This is a genomic window from Cronobacter malonaticus LMG 23826 (assembly GCF_001277215.2).
In the GTDB taxonomy this organism is placed as follows: domain Bacteria; phylum Pseudomonadota; class Gammaproteobacteria; order Enterobacterales; family Enterobacteriaceae; genus Cronobacter; species Cronobacter malonaticus.
The window spans coordinates 1080017-1099522 of sequence record NZ_CP013940.1; the positions used below are offsets into that span (position 1 = coordinate 1080017).

The window sequence follows — 19506 nt, forward strand, 5'->3', positions numbered from 1 at the left end:
AAACCGGGATGCTTTCTATATTGGAACCCTGCGCTGAATCGCGTCAACATTTGATTAATCTTTCTTACGAAATATGAGTGAGGATCAGTGCGATGAGCCATGCAACCGATTGTTCTTGCGAGGAAAGCTTGCTGGAAACCGTGCGGGCGCTGCGGGATAAAGATACAGAATGTGTGATATATCAAACATCCATGATGAGCGCATTGCTCAGTGGGGTTTACGAAGGAAATACCACCATTGCTGATCTCCTGACCAAAGGCGATTTTGGCCTTGGCACCTTTAACGAGCTGGACGGCGAACTTATCGCCTTCAGCCATGAAGTTCACCAGCTGCGCGCCGACGGCAGCGCCCGCGAAGCGCAGCCTGACCAGAAAACGCCGTTCGCGGTAATGACCTGGTTTAAACCGCACTACCGCCAGCGCTTCGACCGGCCGATGAGCCGCCAGCAGATCCATGATGTGATCGACCGCCAGGTGCCGTCCGATAACGTTTTCTGCGCGCTGCGCATCGACGGCCACTTCCGCCATGCCCACACCCGCACCGTACCGCGCCAGACGCCGCCGTACCGCGCGATGACCGACGTGCTGGACGACCAGCCGGTATTCCGCTTCGACGGCCGCGACGGCGTGTTAGTCGGATTCCGCACGCCGCAGCATATGCAGGGCATTAACGTCGCGGGCTACCACGAACATTTCATTACCGACGATCGTCAGGGCGGCGGACACCTGCTCGACTACCAGTTAGAGCATGGTGTTCTCACTTTCGGGGAGATCCACAAGCTGATGATCGATCTGCCGTCGGACCCGGCGTTCCTCAACGCCAATCTGCATCCCGACAATCTTGATGCGGCTATCCGTTCGGTTGAAAACTAACAGTCAGAAAGGGGAAATATCATGGATAACGAAAACCGGATGCGCCAGTGGGCGCACGGCGCCGACATGGTGGTCGGCCAGCTTGAGGCCCAGGGCGTAAAACAGGTCTTCGGCATTCCCGGCGCGAAAATCGATAAAGTTTTCGACTCTCTGCTGGATTCCACTATCCAGATTATTCCGGTGCGCCACGAGGCGAACGCGGCGTTTATGGCTGCTGCCGTCGGGCGTATCACCGGCAAAGCCGGGGTGGCGCTGGTCACCTCCGGGCCGGGGTGCAGCAATCTCATCACCGGCATGGCGACTGCCAACAGCGAAGGCGACCCGGTAGTCGCGCTCGGCGGGGCGGTGAAGCGCGCGGATAAAGCGCGCCTGGTGCACCAGAGTATGGATACCGTGGCGATGTTCAGCCCGGTCACTAAATATTCGGTTGAAGTCTCGTCGTCGGACGCTATCGCGGAAGTGGTTTCCAACGCCTTTCGCGTGGCGGAACACGGCAGACCGGGCAGCGCCTTTGTCAGCCTGCCGCAGGATATCGTCGATCAACCGGCGCAGGGCAATATTCTGCCTGCGGGCAACGCGCCGAAGCTGGGGCCAGCGCCGGATGCGTGTATCGACCACGTCGCCGGGCTGATTCGCAACGCCAAAAACCCGGTCATCCTGCTGGGCCTGATGGCGAGCCAGCCGGAGAACAGCCGCGCGCTGCACCGTCTGCTGGAGAAAAGCCATATTCCCGTCACCAGCACTTACCAGGCGGCGGGCGCGGTCAATCAGGAGCATTTCACGCGCTTTGCGGGCCGCGTCGGGCTTTTCAACAACCAGGCGGGCGACCGGCTGCTGCATCTGGCGGATCTCATTATCTGTATCGGCTACAGCCCGGTGGAATATGAACCCGCCATGTGGAACCGCGGCAACGCGACGCTGGTGCATATCGACGTGCTACCGGCGTATGAAGAGAGCCACTACGCGCCGGAAATCGAGCTGGTGGGGGATATCGCGGGCACGCTGGAGAAACTGGCCGGGCGCATCGAACAGCCGCTGGTGTTAAGCGATCGCGCGTCTGAAATTCTCGTTGACCGTCAGAACCAGCGCGAGCTGCTGGCGCGCCGGGGCGCGCAGTTAAACCAGTTCGCCCTGCATCCGCTGCGTATCGTGCGCGCCATGCAGGACATCATTAACAACGACGTGACGCTGACCGTAGATATGGGCAGTTTCCATATCTGGATCGCCCGCTATCTCTACAGCTTCCGCGCCCGCCAGGTAATGATTTCCAACGGTCAGCAGACCATGGGCGTGGCGCTGCCGTGGGCCATCGGCGCATGGCTGGTGGATCCGTCGCGCAAAGTGGTTTCTGTTTCCGGCGACGGCGGTTTCCTGCAATCGAGCATGGAGCTGGAAACCGCGGTGCGCCTCAAAGCCAACGTATTGCACATCATCTGGGTGGATAACGCTTACAACATGGTAGCGATTCAGGAAGAGAAAAAATACCAGCGGCTTTCAGGGGTTAGCTTCGGGCCGGTGGATTTCAAAGTTTACGCCGAAGCGTTCGGCGCGGCCGGGTTCGCAGTGGAAAGCGCCGAGGCGCTGGAGCCGACGCTGCGCGCCGCGATGGATGTCGACGGGCCGGCGGTGGTCGCCATTCCGGTGGACTACAGCGATAACCCGCTGCTGATGGGCCAGCTCCATCTCAGCCAGATTCTCTGACTTACCAAAAGGAACGGATTATGAAAAAAGTAGCACTGGTGACCGGCGCAGGGCAGGGGATTGGTAAAGCCATCGCCCTTCGACTGGTCAAAGACGGTTTTGCGGTCGCGATTGCCGATTACAACGCTGAAACGGCCAATGCCGTGGCGCAGGAAATTAACGAGCAGGGCGGCAGCGCCGTGGCGGTGACCGTGGATGTCTCGAAACGCGACCAGGTGTTCGCCGCAGTAGAGCAGACCCGTAAAGCGCTCGGCGGCTTCGATGTTATCGTCAACAACGCCGGCATCGCGCCGTCAACGCCGATTGAAACCATCACCGAAGAGGTGATCGACAGGGTCTATAACATTAACGTTAAAGGCGTTATCTGGGGCATGCAGGCGGCGATTGAAGCGTTCAAAGCCGAAGGCCACGGCGGGAAAATCATCAACGCCTGTTCGCAGGCGGGACACGTCGGCAACCCGGAACTGGCGGTTTACAGCTCCAGTAAATTCGCGGTGCGCGGCCTGACCCAGACCGCCGCGCGCGATTTAGCGCCGCTCGGCATCACCGTCAACGGCTTTTGCCCTGGCATTGTGAAAACCCCGATGTGGGCGGAAATCGACCGTCAGATCTCCGAAGCCGCCGGCAAACCGCTCGGCTACGGCACTGAAGAGTTCGCCAAACGCATCACGCTTGGCCGCCTCTCCGAGCCGGAAGATGTCGCCGCCTGCGTCTCGTTCCTGGCAGGCCCGGATTCCGACTACATGACCGGTCAGTCACTGCTGATCGACGGCGGTATGGTATTCAGTTAATTCTTATCATCTATCTTTTCGGACATGCCGAAAGCCCACCGTTACTGCGGTGGGTTTTTTTATGGCGATACAGGCAGGTTTATTAGTGGTGTTTTTCGATGGTATCGTGGCTGTCTGTTTGCCAGGTTTCATTATTAATATCGAACTGCGTATGACCATCTTTGTGTTCACGGACAATCATCAGGATGTGTTTATCGAGGCAATTATCAGGGCTTTGATTTTGGTGAGCAGAGACGATCTTCTTGACCCAGCGTCTGATAACCTTTGCCGAAATCGTAAGTATAATAGTTTCTGAAAATCGCAACAGATTTATTTTTCAGCGAATAGCGAGCCAGAAGATTCGACCTTTGCTTAACCCACCATGTGATTTTTCTTCAGGCGATGAGGGGAAGTTTTTAACCACTATCACAGGCGCAAAATCGTCGCGATGCACGTCCACAACGTCAACTTTCTCGTTACCCTGCATGGAATACAAGACGGTAGCCAGTATGACTGTGAGATTTATAATAATCACTGCCTTTAATTTCTTTTCAACGATCCTTCAGCGTAATAGTGGTTACATTTATTTTATTTCCGGACTTTAATTATGCGGTATGTTTTTAATGTTCGTTATGCTGTGCAGGCACTAACTGTATTCAAATCGGAATATATTTATACCGTTGCGCTTGTTTTCAGTGATTGACTTCTGGATTCTAAGATGGATGTTGAAGTTATTCGATTATGCAAGCATGTTCCATCTTTACGTAAAAGGATTTATGAAAATGAGAAATAGTAATTTCGACATCAGGGAGGGAACCCTCCGGCTGATGACGCTGGGCGAAATAGCGATGGCCCGACGCGTGTTTGGTAATAGCATTGTGTATAGCCGTGTCTGGATACATTGTGACAGCTATTTTCCGTTTGGCTTACAAAGTAAAGGCGTTGCAATGGCACCCAATGGAGAGTTGTGGTTCAGGAAGGAGGGCTATAAGCCTGATTTTTCTGCCAGCAATGTGTTAATTCAGTCGAGGCATGTCTTTATCCATGAACTTGGCCATGTCTGGCAACATCAACATGGACAATCGGTACGAACCCGGGGATTGTTCAGTTGGGCCGCCAATTATTACTATCAGCTTGATAAAAGTACGCTTATCGATTATTCACTTGAGCAGCAGGCTTCGATTATTGCTGACTACTGGTTACTTCTTGTTTATGGTATGCAAACCTGGTTGGCTTTCCAGGTCGAAGGAAAACAGGGCAGGTACAGAGGTAAAGACCGGCTTGCCGATATTCCCCGTCTTTACCAGAAAATTGCCACCGGACGAGGCTGACAGATGAAAGAACATCTCCTGAAATTTTCATTAGTACTGCTGGCAGGCTGCGCAGGGCCAGGGGATCGTTTACCGGATATCCAGCCGGGTCATGTAGAAATGAACGGCAATACGCCCTGCATCACTTATGTGGTTAAGCCTGGCGATCGTCTCTCATTCATTGAAATCGCTAATCACAGCAGCGCGGGTGACAGTTTTCAAAAAATCGTGCGTGAAGATGCGCTGTATCCGCAGCAGGGCGAGTGTCTGCCGACGCTTGGTTATCATTTCGAAAGCGGCAATACGTATGTGGCGTATTACAGCGTGGATAATCCGCGTGATGAACGAGAACGCATTATTGAAGTAACCTTTTCGACGCCATAAATTCACCACAGCAAAGATTCCCGAACAATAAAAAGCCCCTGTCGGGGCTTTTAAATAAAGACGCGTAGCGTTTATACCGGGCGCTCAATAATACCGATTTGCCCGCAGCAAATGACAGTAATCAGTCTTTGCCCTGCAACAGGAAGCGATAAATCAGACCGCCCACTACGCCGCCCACAATCGGTACGAGCCAGAAAACCCACAGTTGTTGTAAAGCCCAGCTGCCCTGGAAAATAGCGACAGCGGTGCTTCGCGCTGGGTTCACCGACGTGTTGGTGACAGGAATGCTGATGAGATGAATCAGCGTCAGGGCGAGGCCAATCGCCAGCGGCGCAAATTTCGCCGGTGCGTTTTTATCCGTGACGCCGTGGATAATCAGCAGGAAGAACGCCGTCAGCACCAGTTCAGTCAGGATAGCTGCCGAAAGGCTGTAACCATCCGGCGAGTGTTCGCCATAGCCGTTGGCGGCAAAACCGCTTGCAACAGCGTCAAAGCCCGGTTTACCGCTGGCAATGGCATACAGCACGCCCGCCGCGGCAATACCGCCGATGACCTGGGAAATGATGTAAGGAATCACATCCTGAAAGGTAATACGTCCACCTGCCCATAAACCCAGCGTGACGGCCGGATTAAAATGACCGCCGGAAATATGCCCTACGGCATACGCCATGGTCAGGACGGTCAGACCAAACGCCAGCGCAACCCCTGTAAAACCAATGCCCAGTTCAGGATACGCCGCAGCAAGCACCGCGCTCCCGCAACCACCAAATACCAGCCAGAATGTGCCGAAAAATTCAGCCGCACTTTTTCTCAACATATTATTTGTCCTTATTTACACTATGACCGCTACGTATTTATTTAGCGGCGGAATATCATAGCGTTTAAAATTGAGAACGGAATCGGTCGAAAGTATTAATCAGAAATTAAATATTATGAACTGTGCATAATTGATTATTTGTGTGAGTAAAATGATTTCGAATTAATAATCTGTGAGTGTATTGTTGTTTTAATGTGTAATATGTTTTGAGAAATTAAAAATCCTGATTCTCCAGTGGCTTTCTCGGCCTTTTACTACTGACTGGTGATTATATGGGCATAATATTACATCTCTTTCTGACTATGCCCACAATATGCCCACAAAAGTTGGCGAAGTTAATAGATGTCAGATAACGCTCAGTAACGTTAAGTTAGCGAGAGCCGCATTTTTTATGGGGAGTGAAGAGGACGGGAAAAGTCAGGTAATGCCTGTATGGCGTCCCCTGCAGACGTCTAACATACCGTCTAAGGGGTTGCGCCATATAGATATTTTTTATGTTGGTAAATAATTTACCCAGGGTTTTACCCATTGTGGCGGGAGATGAGTTTGTTTTTGAATGCCTGATGGTCACGATATAGCCAACGTGACCGGCCGTGAATTTTCTGAGGTTTTGGCAGGGTGCCGTCTTTGATTCTGTCATAGATGAAGGTTTTGCCGAAACCAGTATCAGCCATGATGAATTTCAGGTCAATGAGCGTGTCGTCGCGCAGTTCTCTCATATCATTATCTCCAGGCGTAAAAAAGCCGCCATCAGGCGGCCTTGAGTAGTTCTTGCATGAGCGCATAAGTTTCTGGCGCGCGTCCGTCTGGTCGCTTTAACTCCTCCTTTAGCAGCCCTGTCAGCCGATCCCATTCGCGCAGAATTGGAGAAAAACTCTTAACCTTCTTCGCTATTGCGGAAAAGCTATCTTTAATCTCAGGGATATCCTCAACCAGAAGCATGCATCTGTGCAGGTCTGCCGGGTCGGATGGAGCATCGAAACGACCATGATAAAAGTTCTTTTCCAGGCCAAGTGCAATTGATGCCATCGTCGCACTGCTTATTCCAACGCGACCCTTTGCCTGCCACTCCAGAACCTTCATTGCCAAATCAGACATAAATTTCTCCAATAAAAAACCCGCGCTCGGCGGGTCACTGTGTTAACTCAAATACATCGTCCCACGGCGGGAATGTGCTCATCCGTCTGTGCGACATGATGTACTCCGACGCTACGGTCATCGAGCATGGCTTCTCGAACTCCAGCATAAAAACATCATCGTACGCTTTCCCAAGCCACCAACCGCCGCCGTATTCCTTTGCGCGCTGAATGAGCACCCATCTACCTGGCGTGATGCGATGATGCACCTCGCCTCTGTAGATAATCAGATAGTCCTAGTCTTTGCTCATGACGCACCCCAAAATAACTGTATTTATATACAGTAAATTGAGGTGGGCGGGCTGTCAATTCTTGCCCGGAGCTGCCGGTAGAGGCATCCAGTGGGTTATGTTGAGTCCAGCGCTATCAAACTTCTTATGCGCAGCGAGATACTCAAAGCAGAAATAGCTGATGTCGAACTCGTATTCGTCCTGTACATAGCACAAGTAAAGACCTCCATTTTCCGGCATCTGCTCGCTGCAAGCTATCCAGCCCTCCGGCAACTTGTAAGGCTGGCTTACAGGTTCAGCAACAACCGACGCGGGCTTGAAGGGCTTCCTGTCTTTCACCCATGTAACCAACATCTGGATATAGTCTTGCTGTGAAGCCCACAGCATCTCATCAGACTCCGGCGCTGCGATGCCAGCATTACTTAAAGCTATTCGCAGGCCCTCAGGCACAACCGGCGCAGGCGGCGCGAGCAGCTCCATCACTTCGTCTAACGCGAACTCGGCAGCGTTGTAGAACGTTGCGCCTGGCGAACGCGCGCACAGCCAGTGGGCTTTGTTGCAAATTGCTTTACGGTCGATTTTCGGCACAACCGTCGCGGGCGGTGCGGTGTAGAGCACTCGGCATCTGATACCGCGATCTAGCGCTTCATCGTAGAGGTATTTTTCAACGTCGTGCCAGTCCATGGCCTGCACCTGATAAACAGGCTCCGCCCGCTCCCGCATCAAATCACTTTCCAGCGGTGGTAGGTCGGGAGTGGTCACTCCAAACAACGCGGCCAGCGCGCGGTAGTTTTGCTCGCTGTGATAGCGGCCTTTGCAGCGAACCAGTTTTTCTGCCGCGGCCACAATCTGAATCAGCCTCTCTTGGCTTTTTTCGCTCACGCCTCACCCCCTGTCTCAAGATTGATGCCCGCCGCCGCTTTCAGTTTTGCTGTGTTCATGCGGCACCGCCTTGACGCAGCTCGACTGCGAAATCGCTGGCAATATTTACTGCCTCATCAAGTCCTATCATTTCGTCTTGACGGCAACTTACGATTGAATTGCTAATTTTCAGGCAAACAGCATCAACAGCGCTGGCCCGCACTTCGCTCAGGAATGCGTCAGTGGCCGGGGTTTCGATTTCTGGCTTGGCATATACCGGCCAGCAATCAGTTCCATCGGAATTTTTGTATCCTGCCTCGTTATGAACATCAAGATATTCACCACATGGGAGAGGGTCTTCCCATGTTGGTGGAATAGCGTGCCAGGATAGATAGGCTTGAGGCTTGTCAAACGCAGCCTTCAGCCCCGCATTCTCCGCCGCCAACTCTTCGCACTGCTTCGTCTTTTCGCGCAGCGCCAGAGTGGTAACGTCGAGCTTATCCGCCAGTCGGACAATCATCTTCGCGATATCCAGCAGCGGCGTATTGCTGTCGAGGCACTTCGCCAGCTCATGGCCGGCTGCGATTAATTCGTCGTTGTTCATTTCTTCGCTCCCAGCCAGCGGTTGAGGTATTTGTTGTTATTCACAGAGCCGAAGCTGTTGCGTTTCATAAGCTCTTCGCGGCTCGGCATCGGAGTGTGTTTGCGGTCAGACTTACCGCCGACGGTTACGGTTAAATAATTTGCCTGGTCTCTGGACATGGTTAACTCCTTAATCGTTACGAACGTGCCCGTAGCGACCAAGGAAGCGGCGCATACGGTTATCTGTTTCTTCAGGGCGGCGCGGGCCTGTAGTGACGAATCCGGGTCGGCATGACGCGGAGCTGTTTTTGTCCCACAGCAATCGGTCGGCCAGCGCATCAGCCTGCCGGGTCATGCGAGCTTCCTTGCTCTCAGTTTCGTACGACTTTCCCAGCGTCTCTTGCAGGTGTGCTTTGATGCGCGCCAGCACCTCTTCTTTGGTGCCGGAGCGTTTTGGTGGGCGTGCGTATCCCGCCCCGGGAAGAGGTGTTGACATTTGGTTGGCCTTATTGGGTTAAATCAGAAGGTGATGGAATGGTTAAAAGGGAATGTCATCGTCGAAATCCTGATATCCATCACTGGAGTGTGAAGCTGTAGATTGCTTCTTACGGTTGTCCTTATCCTTCATCGTTGAAACCATGTGCTGCACGGTTTCCGCCTGCTTGCCTTCGGCTTTTTCCTTCAGCGTCTGGCCTGTCTGCGCAATGAAAGGCAGCCTGATTTCCATCTGATAGCTGTCAGAGCCATCGCGCTTGGTTGTAAGCACCTTCTGAAGCACCAGGCCGATTTTCTTTCCGTGAAACTCGGGAGCGACAAAGCTGTTCACCGACTGCATATGCTGAGTTAACTGGCGCACTCCAGCGCAACCCATCATTGCGTGAATGACGTTAGCGCCGAATTTGTTTTCAGTGCCGTCGTTCTTGGTGGTGCACACGCTGAGATACTGAACCTTCTTGCCGTCATCAGACTCTCCAGAGAACTCAATAAATCGCGCACCTTTCTCCGACTGCTTCAGCGCAGCTTCGGTGATAGTCAGGACGTATGCGCCAGACTCGTTAATAAAACCGCCCTGACCGGCGGTTAATGCTGCTTCTTCGTTGTAGGTGAAAATAACGTTGCTCATGCGGCGTTTTCCTTAATGTTATGGATGTTAGACAGCCCCCAGTAGTCACAAATGGTTGCGTCAACCATCGCCAGGTCGTTGTCAATTTCGTTGGTTTCGAACATGCCCATCGGCGACTTAACGGTGTCAGCGCCGTTGTTTTTGGTGGTGAAGAAGAACTGGTCGTCACGAGTTAGTGTGCGGAGGACGATGGTAAACATGCCTTCAACGGTGATTTTCTCGTCGAGCATCTTCCCGATCGTCTTCATCTTTACGCGACCCATTGCCGTCTCTTCCGTGTGAGCAAGGAAGTAGACTCGAAGGTCGTCGGGCGCGTCTTGTGCTGCCTTGATGACCTCCCATGCGTGCCGGCCGATTTCAGTGAACTTGTCGAAGGACTTCTCTTCAGATCGGCGCATAAACTCGTTGCTCATGACGTACTGAAAATCGTCGACAACGACTATGCGCTTACCGTAGTTAACGGCATTCTGAATGACCTTAACGATTACATCCCACCTGTCACTGCTTACCACCACGCCCTGCTTAGATTTGGCATCCCACGGCTTCCATTCGCGGGATTTAAAGGGCAGGGGTTTTCCGACAGGTTTAACCAGAATCACCTCTTCAGGATTCAGGTTGCGCAAGCTGGTAGATTTACCGGTGCCAGACTCGCCAAGAATTAACGTTGCAGTACCCATTATGAAAAATCCCCCGCGAATTCCTGCCACGTGATTGGCTGATTCATGCGCTCAGCCGCCAGGTTAATTTGCTGCTCAACCTCTTCTTCAATTTCAGGAGAGATGAGAGCGATGAAATCGTCGTCTTCTAATTCATGCAGCATGTTTTTTGTTCCAGTCGTCGTCCTGAATATCATTCCATCCCATCGCGATTTCCCACGCCCATTCATATGCTGAGTGGCGTCCGTCAACCGTATCCGGGAATGCAGCTTCATAGAGCTTGTTGAACTCGCGATTACCTTGCTGAACCAGAATGGTTCCGTTAACAGGCAAAATATTCATAACTTGGCACTCCGGGTTGAGAGAGGATGTCGGCCAGCTTTTTCCAGCCAGTGCGTAACTTGCGTGTGATGAGGTCGAGTAGCGATTCAGAGCAGCCCACAACAGGCCACCCTGCAAAAGCGAACTGTTGCATGGTGTTATCCTTGGTTAATTGGCATAGCGAAAACGCCTCGAATGAAGCGCTGTTGATATGCGGGATTTAAAAAGCCGCGCTTAGGCGGCCTTTGTCAGATCAGCCCTTTTACGATTTCTTCGGCGATTTCTTCCGCGTCGTCTTCGCCATAATTTTCGGCGAGCTTATCTACGAAATCGTCCCAGTTATCTTCCAGAAAGTTGCGGACATACGGCGCATAGCAATCTTCAATTTTCTTTGACATGGCATTCTCCAGGCGAAAAAAAGCCCTCCGGAGAGGGCGAACAGACAACAAGGGTTGCCGGGATGTTTAGCCACGCCCGGCGCGTGATTTCCTTCACTTTCCACAGCCAAGGAAGGGGGTAGACTGTCTTTTCCACAGTCAAAAAGGATTTATTTCATGGCGGATTATCTGGTCAGGGTCGAATTATTCGATGCCGATGGTGAAGATTATGAAAAACTGCATGAGGCCATGCAGTCGATTGGTTTCAGAAAGACAATTCAGGCTCCTGGCTCTACGGTAAGAAAGTTACCAACCGGAACATATGTTGGGGCTAGCCCTTCTGAAGTTTCAGATATCAGAGACGCAGTCAGAAGAATATCAGACCCATTATCAAGTAAGAGCGCGGCAGTTTTTGTCTGCGAATTTACCAACTGGGCATCATACTTGTATTCCGACGCCTGAATCACTGCCAGCACAGGTAAGTGATTCCTTCATTTCCTCTGGTGGGAGTCCTTTTTTGAGCATTTCCACCATCTTTGTTAGTGGTACGTTAGCGACAAATTCCTTCCCTGAAACAAGGACAACAATGGTATTGCCGGTGTTTCTCTCATCCCTCAGCAAAGCCGCAATGGCGCTTTCATTTACGGCGATGCCGTGGTCAATATCAACAATTAACTCCATATCTCACCTCAGATAAGTGGCTTGCTGCCAAAAAGAAAGGCCGACTATGCGGCCTCAGTAGGAAGTCCAATCATCTTGTTCAGGTCATCTACTCGCAGAGCTGGGAGTGCAGAGCCTGGCTTATCTGCTTCTGTCGGTAGCAGTTCTTTGCTTTCAGGCCAAACTTCGATGAGTCGTTTAACTGTTGTTACTGAATTAAGCGCTGCCCAGACGTTTGACTCGATATCCTTTTTCTTTGCTTCCAGCTTGGTTTGAAGTGCGCAAATATCATCAAAACGTTTTGTTATTTCGTGTTCTGCGCCGAACATACATTTATCTTTTTCCGGAGTAGGAAGTGATATCTCCTTTCCATTGCTGTCATTTCCATATGAGTACCATCCAAGTCTGCGGCCCGATACAGTAAGGTAAATGGAGGTGGAGTTAACATCACGCGAGTAAAACGAAACGCCAAGCTTTTCAAGCTCTTCACATAGAGCGTTAATCTGCGAAGATAATCCGTCAACTTTGTCTACTTTCTTTTTCCCGCCCAGCGCATATACCCTTGCGTCGAGAGCAAGCTGATGCTTGAGCTTTGCAATCTCCTCAAGCTCGGCAAATACTCCTGACTTAATCAGGGCGTTTCTAGCGATTTTCTCTCTGATATTCGTTGTTAAGCGGATTGACGACATATTTGTAACCCTCAAATAAGTGGCTTGCTGCCAAGTTTCATTTTCTGCCGGCCGACACAGGTGACACCCATGTCAGTCCGCGGCTTGCTGTAGAAAACGCGATTCGGTTTGTTCTCTGTAACTGGCTCCTGGTAATCGCGGAGAGCTACGAGCGAAGTGGCTCGCGATGCTCTGACGCAACCAGAGAGCTAATTTTCAGCAATAAAAAACCCGCCTAAGCGGGTTCATCTTTTCTTTCCTAGTGATGGCAATCCTCCAGAGTAATCAGGACCTGAAGACCAGTAAGGCTGACAAAGAATTGAGCTTTTTGTTGCCCTCACTGGTTTCGTAGCGAACGGTACTTTCTCTCTTTTGGCGTCACGGATAATTTTAAGCTCTTTCTCTGAAGCTTTAGGATGGTAATCATTAATATGTTTCCATGCTGCCCTTGCATTAAACTTTTTGCCGCACAGAGGACAAAAGCAGGCATCTGGAGAGAAATACGCTGGCATACTTACCTCGCTGTGACATTTTTTGAGTTACGGTATCCCGCAGAGTACAACGCAACATTAGGCAGGCAAACAGAGCCCTGGTACTGGCGTGTAATAGTTGTGATCGCCACCACCTCAGCTCTCATAGACACCTTGCGCTTACATTGCAGTTCAACCTTGCTAGGTGTTGGGCGATGCATTACTTCGCTGCTGATGCTGTCAGCGCTTTGCATATGTGCTCTGCGCTCACGACGACGAGCTGCTGATGAACCTTTGAACTCTGTTCTGCGTGACATAGTGACCTCCTGGTGATCTTTGGTGGTGAACGCAGCCGGGCGACTAACTCCGGTCGCGTACTCACTGCCAAGCGCCTCCGCCGAGAAGGTTAGCTTCTGCGTTCACCCCAAAGTTCACTTTGGTCGTTAGGCTTTTCAGCCTCGTAGTCGATTCATTCGACGTTGTAGAAAGAGCGATGCCAATCTGTTCCGTTTGGCTACCAGCGTCCTGCTGATGGCTTAAATGTACCTGTGGGTAAAAGATTTGTCTATACCTATAGGTAAACATTTTTGGCAAAAAAGATTACCTGATTGAATTTTCAGGTAATTAATTTTTTATAGGAGAAGCCTGGAGGCTATTTTTGATGAGGATTTGACGGCCAGTCTGGTAGCTTTCTGTCTAAGTGGGTGTGTTTTTTGGGAATGGATTGGAGATAGGAAAGGCGCTGCATAGCGCACTGGTACATCGCCTGATCATCCTCTTTCATCTCTTCCCATGAGACTCCAGAGTATCGTTCTTTGACCGATAAAGCTTCGGCAATAAGCATCTGCTTCCTGCTCAACTCTGCCGAATGCGCACTATTTGACTTCGATATTATTTGGTAGAAAAAATACGCTACTACAAGAAGAATCAATGTGCCTGGTATGTACATTCAATTCACCACTTGCGTTGCTTATATAAATAAAATCAATTAAATACCCATGCCATCTATCCGTGGAACATCATCCTGATCCACGTACCTGGTATGTTTCACTATTGCTGAAACGTAATGCATCTTCTCGACAAGATCAGGGCTAAGAGTGATAGGTCGATGATCACTATTAACGCTTGTAAACTGATAATCACCATCACGGGTTTTGTTCATGATTTTAATCATGTTGTGACCATCTTTCGTTCTTACAAACACCTCATCGCCAATATGCACACAGGTGTTCGGCTCTATCACAACATACTCACCGGACTGTATGCGGGGCCACATGCTATCGCCTTTTACCTTCAGTCCGTAAGCGTCCTTATCCCCGCTATAAATGCGCAACCATCCTGCGCGAAACTCAATCATATCCACTGATCCATCAACCCCTAAGATGGCTTCGCCTACCACCGGAACATAACCATCCCGGACATTCCCTGCAAATTCTATTTCATCATTGGTAATTGGGTCTTCAGTGGCGATAGAGTCCAGCCAGCCGCGAGGCAATCCAAAAGCGGTTTCTATAACCTCCATCATGTCATCAGCAATACGCTTCTTCCCGTTCTTTCCTTCTGGATAAAGCATGCGTGAAACGTAGGATGGCTCTCTTTCAATTCGGCGCGCAAGCTCAGATGCCTTTCCATTACAGAAAGTGTCTCTGATCTCAATGAGGCGCAGCCTTCTCTTTTCATATTTGTCCATGTTCACATTTTTATCTCAATTTACCTGCCGGTAAATAACCTATGGGTATTGCTAAAATCGTTACCTATAGGTAAACTTAATCTCAAGACATACCTCGAAAGGAGATTGGATATGGAAGAGCTACGAAAGTATCTCAATTCCCTTTCACTGGATGAGCAGCGCAAATTTGCTGCCGACTGCGGGACGACTATTGGCTACATGCGTAAGGCATTAAGCCGGAATCACGATTTAGGCGCCGCGCTATGCGTGCTTATTGAGAAGGCCAGCAACGGCGCAGTAACCCGCAAAGACTTACATCCTAGTGATTGGGTAAGCATCTGGCCTGAACTAACTGAAAAGGCCGCCTAAGCAGTACCCGCTCTTTTCAAAATGGACATTCGTCCTACGTCGCTGCAAAGCGAGTATTAATTCAAACAAATGGCAATGCATTGGTTTGCATAGCCACGTTTAACTATTCAACAAAGGAAGAATACCGAATGGAACTTACAAGCACACGCAAGAGAGCCAACGCAATTACCAGCAACATTTTCAACCGCATTGCTATTCGCGGTCAGAGAAATATCGCATCGCAGCTGGGCGTTGATGAGTCGCAAATTACCCGTTGGAAATCCAGCATGATCCCGAAGATGTCGATGCTGTTGGCAATTCTGGAATGGGGAGTGGAAGACGAGGAATTATCGAGTCTTGCAAAGCAGGTAGCACTGCTTCTCACAAAAGATAAAGCCCCGATGAGCGGTAACTCATTCGAGGCTTAGCACACTGTGTTTCGCCAACAACAGTACAGGAGACATTCTAATGGTTAAGCAACGATTTATCCAGGACGAAGTACACAAAAATGTAGCTCGTGAAAGGTTTATCCGAACGTTTAGCCGGGAAGCTGCTGAGAAGCTGAAACAGGCGCTTGAAGTAAGTAAACGTAGACTGGAGAAACCCGAATGAGCAACGTCGCATACGCAGATTTCGGGGCGGTAAAAGCCCCGGTGGAGAGAAAAGTGGCAGAGCTGGAAGATGGCTATGCCAAGCTGTCCAACATGCTTCTTGAAGCCTACGCCGGAGCTGACCTTACCAAGCGTCAATTCAAAGTCCTCCTGGCTATTATGAGAAAAACTTATGGGTGGAATAAGCCCATGGACAGAATCAGTGATTCTCAGATATCGGAGATCGCCAAATTACCCGTTAAGCGTTGCAACGAAGCCAAACTTGAACTGGTAAGAATGGGTCTCATCAAGCAGCAGGGCGGTATGTTTGGCCCCAACAAAAACATCGACGAATGGTGCATCCCTCAAAACGAGGGAATATCCCTCAAAACAGGGGATAAAACATCCCTCAAATTGAGGGAGTCGTATCCCTCAAAACAGGGGGACACAAAAGACACTATTCAAAAGAAAGAAAGACAATATAAAAACACTATGCCTGAACAGGTTCAGGCGAAGCAGGAAAAAGCACCTTCCCGGCACGAAGAAACGGACAAGGCTTTCGAGAATATTTTCTGGCGTGCAGGCATGGTAAAAAAGGGCAAGCAGAAAGCCATCTCTGCATTCAGATATCAGTTTCAGGAGTGGCGGAAAGAATCACGCGGAACGCCGGAGCAGTTTGCTCAGATGCTGGCAGAAGACATCGCCTGCCGGAAGGGTAAGCAGTTCGGCTTCGATAATCTGCATCCTGCGACGTACCTTAACGGGAAGCGCTGGAACGACGAAAAGCCGATTCCCGAAACCCCGCAGGCCAAATCATCTTCCCCGATCACCGTGTCGAAAACCGGTTATGTATTCTTCGACAGGTGAGCCATGAAATCCAGAATCAAAGCGTTACTCATCGCTGGCTATAACCATGGCCGGCTAAGTCCTGCGTTCGTTGAATTCTGGTTTAACCGTCTGGATCTGAGGTCAACCTAATGACACCTAGCGAACTAAGTGACCTGCTGTGGTCGCAGGTCGACAGGGTAGCGCCGCACCTGTTGCCGAACGGCAAGAAAGACGGGCATGAATGGGTGGCGGGCAATGTCCATGGCGACAAAGGCTCCAGCCTGAAAGTAAACCTCAACGGCAAAAAGAAATGGGCTGACTTCGCTGAAGGCGATGGCGGTGACATGCTTGACCTGTGGATGGCGTGTCGTGGTATCAGCCTCCATCAGGCGATGCAGGAGGCCAAAGCGTTTCTCGGCATCCGCGATGACGACCACCATTTCGACGCAAAGCGCGAAAAGAAATTCTCCCGTCCTGACCGAAAGAAAGTCGCCCGATACTGCAACAAAACCGAGCATCACATCGAATACCTCAAATCACGTGGCATCTCTCCAGAAACGGCGAAAGCGTTTGAAGTCGTCAGCGGCAAGGTGTGGAACGGCGAGAGAGATCTGGACGCTCTGGTATTCCCGTACAAGCGCGATGGCGAGCTGATTCAGGTAAAACGCATTAGTACCGAGCGACCGAATGGCAAGAAGGTCATCATGGCCGAAGGAGACTGCGAGCCTTGCCTGTTTGGATGGCAGGCGCTGGACAGCAAGGTACGCTCTGTTGTTCTGTGCGAGGGTGAAATCGACTGCATGAGCTACTCACAGTATGGCATCAACGCACTGTCAGTACCGTTCGGCGGCGGCAAGGGGGCTAAGCAGCAATGGATTGAGTTTGAGTTTCACAACCTTGATCGCTTCGAAGAAATCTGGATATCGATGGACAACGACGAAGTAGGACAGGAAGCCGCCAGAGAGATAGCCAGCCGTCTCGGTGAGCATCGCTGCCGGATGGTCAAGCTGCCACGCAAGGACATCAACGAGTGCCTGATGGACGGCATCTCCGAAGATGAAATCTGGCAGTGTCTTGGCGGTGCCGCATTCTTCGACCCGGAAGAGCTCTACAGCGCGCGTGAGTTTTACCAGGACACCATCAACGCGTTCTACGGTAAGCAGCAATATCTGTTTAACCCGCCATGGGAATCTCTGGCCTATAACTTCCAGTTTCGAGAAGCAGAGTTGACGCTTGTCAACGGCGTTAACGGACATGGAAAAACGGAAGTTGTCGGTCATATGGCTCTGGAAGCTATGAGGCAGGGCGTAAAAACATGCGTTGCTTCGCTGGAGCTTAAGCCCGGCATACTGCTTAAGCGTCTTACCCGCCAGGCCACATGCTGCAAGATGCCTCCCGTTCTGGAAATTGAGTCGGCATTCAACTTCTACGATGACCGGTTATGGTTATTCGGTCTGACTGGAACGGCGAAAGCTGAACGCCTGATTGAGATATTCACCTATGCCCGCCGCCGATATGGAATCCGGCTTTTCATCATCGACAGCCTCATGAAGTGCGGCATCGGCGATGACGATTACAACGGACAGAAGGCGTTTGTCGACGCGCTGTGCGACTTCAAGAACAAGACCAACTCTCACATCATCCTCGTTACTCACTCCCGCAAAGGAGACAGTGAGGAAAAGCCCACCGGCAAAATGGATGTGAAAGGCTCTGGTGCCATCACCGACCTCACGGACAACCTGTTTATCATCTGGCGCAACAAAGGCCGGGAGAGGGCACTACAGCGCGTCCAGGCAGGTGAGCAACTCAACGATAAAGACCAGCAACTGTTAGCCGCGCCGGCATCTGTTCTGATGCTGGAAAAGCAGCGAAACGGAGAAGGCTGGGAAGGTGGCGTACCGCTGTTTCTCGACGACCAGTCTCACCAGTTTCTGCAGGTCGAAGGTGCATCCCCATACAACTACGTCGCTAACATGCCTAAGTCGGAATATGACGAGGTGTGGCAGCAGGAAAATGTTTCTCAAATCTGACATCACAAGGATTAACCATGAGCACTATTAGCACAGAACAGGCCAAAGACCTGCGTAACGCATTTAAATGCTGGCAGCAGGACTATGACCCGGTAGAAGACAAAGAACAGTACGACATGTTTGGCCTCGGCGTTGTGGCGATGGATGAGCTTCTGGCGCTGCGCAAAGAGCGGGAGCGGGCAGAGCCTGCATATTACCTGAATCAGATTGATTATGGCGATGGGGAAAGTTTCGAGCTAAGAGCTTACTTTCGCGAACTTGACGCCATGAAATCTAAAGATGACTTTGGCGGCGTTGTCATCCCCGCCTACACCGCACCGCCCGCTACAGACAAAGTTGCGGAGACGGCAGTTTGTCCAAAATGTGGAAACACTGGTTTAGCAGATAGCGGCGGGGTGCAGCCATGGGGAGAGCCAATTCTCATTGAATGTGATTGCACAGCACCGCCCGCGCCTGGTGCTGATGACGACTCTCTGCCGTATGACCCACAGATTGCTGAGTATGAGCAAATGATGGAAGCCGAGCAGGCTCAAGCCGACACCACATCGCAGCAGTTCGAATCGCGGGCAGGTAAGGCGGTTGTGCCAGAAGGTTGGAAACTGGTGCCGGTTGAGCTAACGAAAGAAATGCGCGGAAAGATTCATCCCTTCGCGGAGGCAACCTGTCTTGACTGCGGCCGCCAGGTGGTAGCCGATTGCGAAGACAATGTTACAGCGTCATGGAATGACATGCTCGCGGCAGCACCCGCACCGGTCGGCAAACAGTCATCAACAGCAGAGGGCAACGATGATGGATTCGAGTGTACGCCTGTAGCTGACCTGTATGAGCTTCTGACCAAGTGCGGAGAATGTTACGACTATACAACCTCGGCCAGAGTCGCCGCTGACTGGATTAAAGAAGGATATTCAGCGCGGGAATACGTGAAGCTTGACCGTCTGCAGGAAGCTCTCCTTTTTGCGGCACCCGAGCCATGCAAATAACCCTCGACGACATAGACACCATCGCCAGATACACCGGCACTCCTCGCCTCATCGACATCGAAACACTCACCAAACGATATCTCTTTACCAGCCAGCTGATAATGCTTCAGGCAATCAGTAAGG

30 protein-coding genes and 1 pseudogene are annotated in these 19506 nt (G+C 51.1%); 12 read left to right on the forward strand and 19 right to left on the reverse strand.

All coding sequences use genetic code 11. The features are described 5' to 3' along the window. Positions 1–92: 92 nt before the first annotated feature. The 3 genes from budA to AFK66_RS04995 are packed head-to-tail and all read left to right on the forward strand — an operon-like array spanning position 93 to position 3364. Positions 93–872, forward strand: a complete 780-nt coding sequence (gene budA, locus AFK66_RS04985) for an acetolactate decarboxylase (RefSeq protein WP_032968336.1) — start codon at positions 93–95, stop codon at positions 870–872. A 21-nt stretch (positions 873–893) separates the two neighbouring features. Then, positions 894–2573: an acetolactate synthase AlsS gene (gene alsS / locus AFK66_RS04990; protein WP_023898257.1), complete on the forward strand. Its 1680-nt coding sequence runs from the start codon at positions 894–896 to the stop codon at positions 2571–2573. 20 nt (positions 2574–2593) lie between these two features. Then, positions 2594–3364, forward strand: coding sequence for a (S)-acetoin forming diacetyl reductase (locus tag AFK66_RS04995; RefSeq protein WP_007700187.1), 771 nt, complete (start codon positions 2594–2596; stop codon positions 3362–3364). Positions 3365–3570: 206 nt separating this feature from the next. Here the strand turns inward: AFK66_RS04995 and AFK66_RS22900 are convergent, their stop codons facing one another. Further along, entirely contained in the window at positions 3571–3732 is a 162-nt protein-coding gene (locus AFK66_RS22900; RefSeq protein ID WP_312663026.1) for a DUF943 family protein, read from the reverse strand. 393 nt (positions 3733–4125) lie between these two features. On the opposite strand from AFK66_RS22900, the gene AFK66_RS22905 reads away from it, so the two are divergent. After that, a complete protein-coding gene (locus AFK66_RS22905) occupies positions 4126–4674 on the forward strand; it encodes a hypothetical protein (RefSeq protein ID WP_032968957.1) in 549 nt (182 codons plus the stop codon). A gap of 3 nt (positions 4675–4677) precedes the next feature. After that, complete coding sequence (locus AFK66_RS05010; protein ID WP_007776951.1) at positions 4678–5037, forward strand: putative T6SS immunity periplasmic lipoprotein; 360 nt, start codon at positions 4678–4680, stop codon at positions 5035–5037. A 121-nt stretch (positions 5038–5158) separates the two neighbouring features. On the opposite strand, the gene aqpZ is transcribed toward AFK66_RS05010, so the two are convergent. From aqpZ to AFK66_RS22700, 14 genes and pseudogenes are all read right to left on the reverse strand, one after another. Further along, positions 5159–5854, reverse strand: a complete 696-nt coding sequence (aqpZ, locus tag AFK66_RS05015) for an aquaporin Z (RefSeq protein WP_007776950.1) — start codon at positions 5852–5854, stop codon at positions 5159–5161. Between the two features lie 521 nt (positions 5855–6375). Further along, positions 6376–6573: a helix-turn-helix transcriptional regulator gene (locus AFK66_RS05020; RefSeq protein WP_007776948.1), complete on the reverse strand. Its 198-nt coding sequence runs from the start codon at positions 6571–6573 to the stop codon at positions 6376–6378. Between the two features lie 31 nt (positions 6574–6604). After that, positions 6605–6952 carry a hypothetical protein gene (locus tag AFK66_RS05025; RefSeq protein ID WP_032968335.1) on the reverse strand — a complete coding sequence of 116 codons (348 nt, stop codon included), beginning with the start codon at positions 6950–6952 and terminating at the stop codon, positions 6605–6607. Between the two features lie 343 nt (positions 6953–7295). Next, positions 7296–7904, reverse strand: coding sequence for a DUF551 domain-containing protein (locus AFK66_RS23180; RefSeq protein WP_369832658.1), 609 nt, complete (start codon positions 7902–7904; stop codon positions 7296–7298). Next, positions 7902–8099 (reverse strand): annotated as a pseudogene (locus AFK66_RS23220) (ead/Ea22-like family protein); the annotation flags it as partial. The gene AFK66_RS23180 and the pseudogene AFK66_RS23220, both read right to left, overlap by 3 nt. A 58-nt stretch (positions 8100–8157) precedes the next feature. Then, positions 8158–8685, reverse strand: coding sequence for a hypothetical protein (locus AFK66_RS05040; protein ID WP_007776945.1), 528 nt, complete (start codon positions 8683–8685; stop codon positions 8158–8160). After that, complete coding sequence (locus AFK66_RS21130; RefSeq protein ID WP_007893381.1) at positions 8682–8843, reverse strand: DUF2737 family protein; 162 nt, start codon at positions 8841–8843, stop codon at positions 8682–8684. Before AFK66_RS21130 ends, AFK66_RS05040 begins: the two co-directional genes overlap by 4 nt. A 10-nt stretch (positions 8844–8853) precedes the next feature. Then, positions 8854–9159 carry a hypothetical protein gene (locus AFK66_RS22250; protein WP_144432651.1) on the reverse strand — a complete coding sequence of 102 codons (306 nt, stop codon included), beginning with the start codon at positions 9157–9159 and terminating at the stop codon, positions 8854–8856. 42 nt (positions 9160–9201) lie between these two features. Beyond that, the gene (locus AFK66_RS05045; protein ID WP_007776942.1) at positions 9202–9786 is read right to left on the reverse strand and encodes a hypothetical protein; all 585 of its coding nucleotides are present in this window, start codon (positions 9784–9786) and stop codon (positions 9202–9204) included. Next, positions 9783–10463, reverse strand: a complete 681-nt coding sequence (locus AFK66_RS05050) for a P-loop NTPase family protein (protein ID WP_007776939.1) — start codon at positions 10461–10463, stop codon at positions 9783–9785. The genes AFK66_RS05045 and AFK66_RS05050 overlap by 4 nt, the downstream gene beginning before the upstream one ends. Continuing rightward, positions 10463–10606 carry a hypothetical protein gene (locus AFK66_RS22585; protein ID WP_038882282.1) on the reverse strand — a complete coding sequence of 48 codons (144 nt, stop codon included), beginning with the start codon at positions 10604–10606 and terminating at the stop codon, positions 10463–10465. Before AFK66_RS22585 ends, AFK66_RS05050 begins: the two co-directional genes overlap by 1 nt. After that, entirely contained in the window at positions 10596–10784 is a 189-nt protein-coding gene (locus tag AFK66_RS05060; RefSeq protein WP_007841606.1) for a DUF5444 family protein, read from the reverse strand. The genes AFK66_RS22585 and AFK66_RS05060 overlap by 11 nt, the downstream gene beginning before the upstream one ends. Further along, positions 10765–10917: a protease FtsH-inhibitory lysogeny factor CIII gene (locus AFK66_RS21135; RefSeq protein WP_071603002.1), complete on the reverse strand. Its 153-nt coding sequence runs from the start codon at positions 10915–10917 to the stop codon at positions 10765–10767. Before AFK66_RS21135 ends, AFK66_RS05060 begins: the two co-directional genes overlap by 20 nt. Before the next feature lie 94 nt (positions 10918–11011). Then, a complete protein-coding gene (locus tag AFK66_RS22700; RefSeq protein ID WP_007706462.1) occupies positions 11012–11161 on the reverse strand; it encodes a hypothetical protein in 150 nt (49 codons plus the stop codon). A gap of 156 nt (positions 11162–11317) precedes the next feature. Between AFK66_RS22700 and AFK66_RS21140 the strand changes: the two genes are divergently transcribed. Next, on the forward strand, positions 11318–11602 hold the full coding sequence (locus tag AFK66_RS21140; protein WP_071603003.1) for a type V toxin-antitoxin system endoribonuclease antitoxin GhoS: 285 nt from the start codon (positions 11318–11320) through the stop codon (positions 11600–11602). On the opposite strand, the gene AFK66_RS05065 is transcribed toward AFK66_RS21140, so the two are convergent. The 4 genes from AFK66_RS05065 to AFK66_RS05080 all read right to left on the reverse strand — a co-directional run bounded on the left by AFK66_RS05065 (position 11579) and on the right by AFK66_RS05080 (position 14628). After that, positions 11579–11821 (reverse strand): hypothetical protein, encoded by a 243-nt coding sequence (locus AFK66_RS05065; protein ID WP_032967804.1) that lies wholly within the window; start codon positions 11819–11821, stop codon positions 11579–11581. The genes AFK66_RS21140 and AFK66_RS05065 overlap by 24 nt on opposite strands. Before the next feature lie 44 nt (positions 11822–11865). Then, the gene (locus AFK66_RS05070) at positions 11866–12489 is read right to left on the reverse strand and encodes an Nmad5 family putative nucleotide modification protein (RefSeq protein WP_032967803.1); all 624 of its coding nucleotides are present in this window, start codon (positions 12487–12489) and stop codon (positions 11866–11868) included. 493 nt (positions 12490–12982) lie between these two features. Next, positions 12983–13255 (reverse strand): transcriptional antitermination N peptide, encoded by a 273-nt coding sequence (locus AFK66_RS22925; RefSeq protein ID WP_071603004.1) that lies wholly within the window; start codon positions 13253–13255, stop codon positions 12983–12985. Between the two features lie 671 nt (positions 13256–13926). Next, complete coding sequence (locus tag AFK66_RS05080; protein ID WP_032967801.1) at positions 13927–14628, reverse strand: S24 family peptidase; 702 nt, start codon at positions 14626–14628, stop codon at positions 13927–13929. Between the two features lie 111 nt (positions 14629–14739). On the opposite strand from AFK66_RS05080, the gene AFK66_RS05085 reads away from it, so the two are divergent. From AFK66_RS05085 to AFK66_RS22815, 6 genes are all read left to right on the forward strand, one after another. Further along, positions 14740–14976, forward strand: a complete 237-nt coding sequence (locus AFK66_RS05085) for a transcriptional regulator (protein ID WP_032967800.1) — start codon at positions 14740–14742, stop codon at positions 14974–14976. 128 nt (positions 14977–15104) lie between these two features. Next, entirely contained in the window at positions 15105–15383 is a 279-nt protein-coding gene (locus AFK66_RS05090) for a CII family transcriptional regulator (RefSeq protein ID WP_038882287.1), read from the forward strand. Between the two features lie 40 nt (positions 15384–15423). Beyond that, positions 15424–15567, forward strand: coding sequence for a hypothetical protein (locus AFK66_RS22705; protein ID WP_165688899.1), 144 nt, complete (start codon positions 15424–15426; stop codon positions 15565–15567). Next, complete coding sequence (locus tag AFK66_RS05095; protein ID WP_032967799.1) at positions 15564–16412, forward strand: replication protein; 849 nt, start codon at positions 15564–15566, stop codon at positions 16410–16412. The genes AFK66_RS22705 and AFK66_RS05095 overlap by 4 nt, the downstream gene beginning before the upstream one ends. Before the next feature lie 110 nt (positions 16413–16522). Then, positions 16523–18403: a toprim domain-containing protein gene (locus AFK66_RS05100; protein WP_038882290.1), complete on the forward strand. Its 1881-nt coding sequence runs from the start codon at positions 16523–16525 to the stop codon at positions 18401–18403. A gap of 17 nt (positions 18404–18420) precedes the next feature. Further along, positions 18421–19383 carry a hypothetical protein gene (locus AFK66_RS22815; RefSeq protein WP_050570125.1) on the forward strand — a complete coding sequence of 321 codons (963 nt, stop codon included), beginning with the start codon at positions 18421–18423 and terminating at the stop codon, positions 19381–19383. Positions 19384–19506 lie beyond the last annotated feature (123 nt).

Excerpts from the sequence above, each read along its gene's own strand:
- AFK66_RS05080 (WP_032967801.1), bottom strand. The coding sequence starts at position 14,628 with ATGGACAAATATGAAAAGAGAAGGCTGCGCCTCATTGAGATCAGAGAC.
- AFK66_RS22700 (WP_007706462.1), bottom strand. The coding sequence starts at position 11,161 with ATGTCAAAGAAAATTGAAGATTGCTATGCGCCGTATGTCCGCAACTTT.
- AFK66_RS05085 (WP_032967800.1), top strand. The coding sequence starts at position 14,740 with ATGGAAGAGCTACGAAAGTATCTCAATTCCCTTTCACTGGATGAGCAG.
- AFK66_RS21140 (WP_071603003.1), top strand. The coding sequence starts at position 11,318 with ATGGCGGATTATCTGGTCAGGGTCGAATTATTCGATGCCGATGGTGAA.
- alsS (WP_023898257.1), top strand. The coding sequence starts at position 894 with ATGGATAACGAAAACCGGATGCGCCAGTGGGCGCACGGCGCCGACATG.
- AFK66_RS22905 (WP_032968957.1), top strand. The coding sequence starts at position 4,126 with ATGAGAAATAGTAATTTCGACATCAGGGAGGGAACCCTCCGGCTGATG.
- AFK66_RS05100 (WP_038882290.1), top strand. The coding sequence starts at position 16,523 with ATGACACCTAGCGAACTAAGTGACCTGCTGTGGTCGCAGGTCGACAGG.
- AFK66_RS05025 (WP_032968335.1), bottom strand. The coding sequence starts at position 6,952 with ATGTCTGATTTGGCAATGAAGGTTCTGGAGTGGCAGGCAAAGGGTCGC.
- AFK66_RS23180 (WP_369832658.1), bottom strand. The coding sequence starts at position 7,904 with ATGGACTGGCACGACGTTGAAAAATACCTCTACGATGAAGCGCTAGAT.
- AFK66_RS05060 (WP_007841606.1), bottom strand. The coding sequence starts at position 10,784 with ATGAATATTTTGCCTGTTAACGGAACCATTCTGGTTCAGCAAGGTAAT.
- AFK66_RS22705 (WP_165688899.1), top strand. The coding sequence starts at position 15,424 with ATGGTTAAGCAACGATTTATCCAGGACGAAGTACACAAAAATGTAGCT.
- AFK66_RS22250 (WP_144432651.1), bottom strand. The coding sequence starts at position 9,159 with ATGTCAACACCTCTTCCCGGGGCGGGATACGCACGCCCACCAAAACGC.
- AFK66_RS22585 (WP_038882282.1), bottom strand. The coding sequence starts at position 10,606 with ATGCTGCATGAATTAGAAGACGACGATTTCATCGCTCTCATCTCTCCT.
- AFK66_RS05020 (WP_007776948.1), bottom strand. The coding sequence starts at position 6,573 with ATGAGAGAACTGCGCGACGACACGCTCATTGACCTGAAATTCATCATG.
- AFK66_RS05045 (WP_007776942.1), bottom strand. The coding sequence starts at position 9,786 with ATGAGCAACGTTATTTTCACCTACAACGAAGAAGCAGCATTAACCGCC.
- AFK66_RS05040 (WP_007776945.1), bottom strand. The coding sequence starts at position 8,685 with ATGAACAACGACGAATTAATCGCAGCCGGCCATGAGCTGGCGAAGTGC.
- AFK66_RS05065 (WP_032967804.1), bottom strand. The coding sequence starts at position 11,821 with ATGGAGTTAATTGTTGATATTGACCACGGCATCGCCGTAAATGAAAGC.
- AFK66_RS21130 (WP_007893381.1), bottom strand. The coding sequence starts at position 8,843 with ATGTCCAGAGACCAGGCAAATTATTTAACCGTAACCGTCGGCGGTAAG.
- AFK66_RS22925 (WP_071603004.1), bottom strand. The coding sequence starts at position 13,255 with ATGTCACGCAGAACAGAGTTCAAAGGTTCATCAGCAGCTCGTCGTCGT.
- AFK66_RS05050 (WP_007776939.1), bottom strand. The coding sequence starts at position 10,463 with ATGGGTACTGCAACGTTAATTCTTGGCGAGTCTGGCACCGGTAAATCT.
- AFK66_RS05070 (WP_032967803.1), bottom strand. The coding sequence starts at position 12,489 with ATGTCGTCAATCCGCTTAACAACGAATATCAGAGAGAAAATCGCTAGA.
- aqpZ (WP_007776950.1), bottom strand. The coding sequence starts at position 5,854 with ATGTTGAGAAAAAGTGCGGCTGAATTTTTCGGCACATTCTGGCTGGTA.
- budA (WP_032968336.1), top strand. The coding sequence starts at position 93 with ATGAGCCATGCAACCGATTGTTCTTGCGAGGAAAGCTTGCTGGAAACC.
- AFK66_RS04995 (WP_007700187.1), top strand. The coding sequence starts at position 2,594 with ATGAAAAAAGTAGCACTGGTGACCGGCGCAGGGCAGGGGATTGGTAAA.
- AFK66_RS05090 (WP_038882287.1), top strand. The coding sequence starts at position 15,105 with ATGGAACTTACAAGCACACGCAAGAGAGCCAACGCAATTACCAGCAAC.
- AFK66_RS05095 (WP_032967799.1), top strand. The coding sequence starts at position 15,564 with ATGAGCAACGTCGCATACGCAGATTTCGGGGCGGTAAAAGCCCCGGTG.
- AFK66_RS05010 (WP_007776951.1), top strand. The coding sequence starts at position 4,678 with ATGAAAGAACATCTCCTGAAATTTTCATTAGTACTGCTGGCAGGCTGC.
- AFK66_RS21135 (WP_071603002.1), bottom strand. The coding sequence starts at position 10,917 with ATGCAACAGTTCGCTTTTGCAGGGTGGCCTGTTGTGGGCTGCTCTGAA.
- AFK66_RS22815 (WP_050570125.1), top strand. The coding sequence starts at position 18,421 with ATGAGCACTATTAGCACAGAACAGGCCAAAGACCTGCGTAACGCATTT.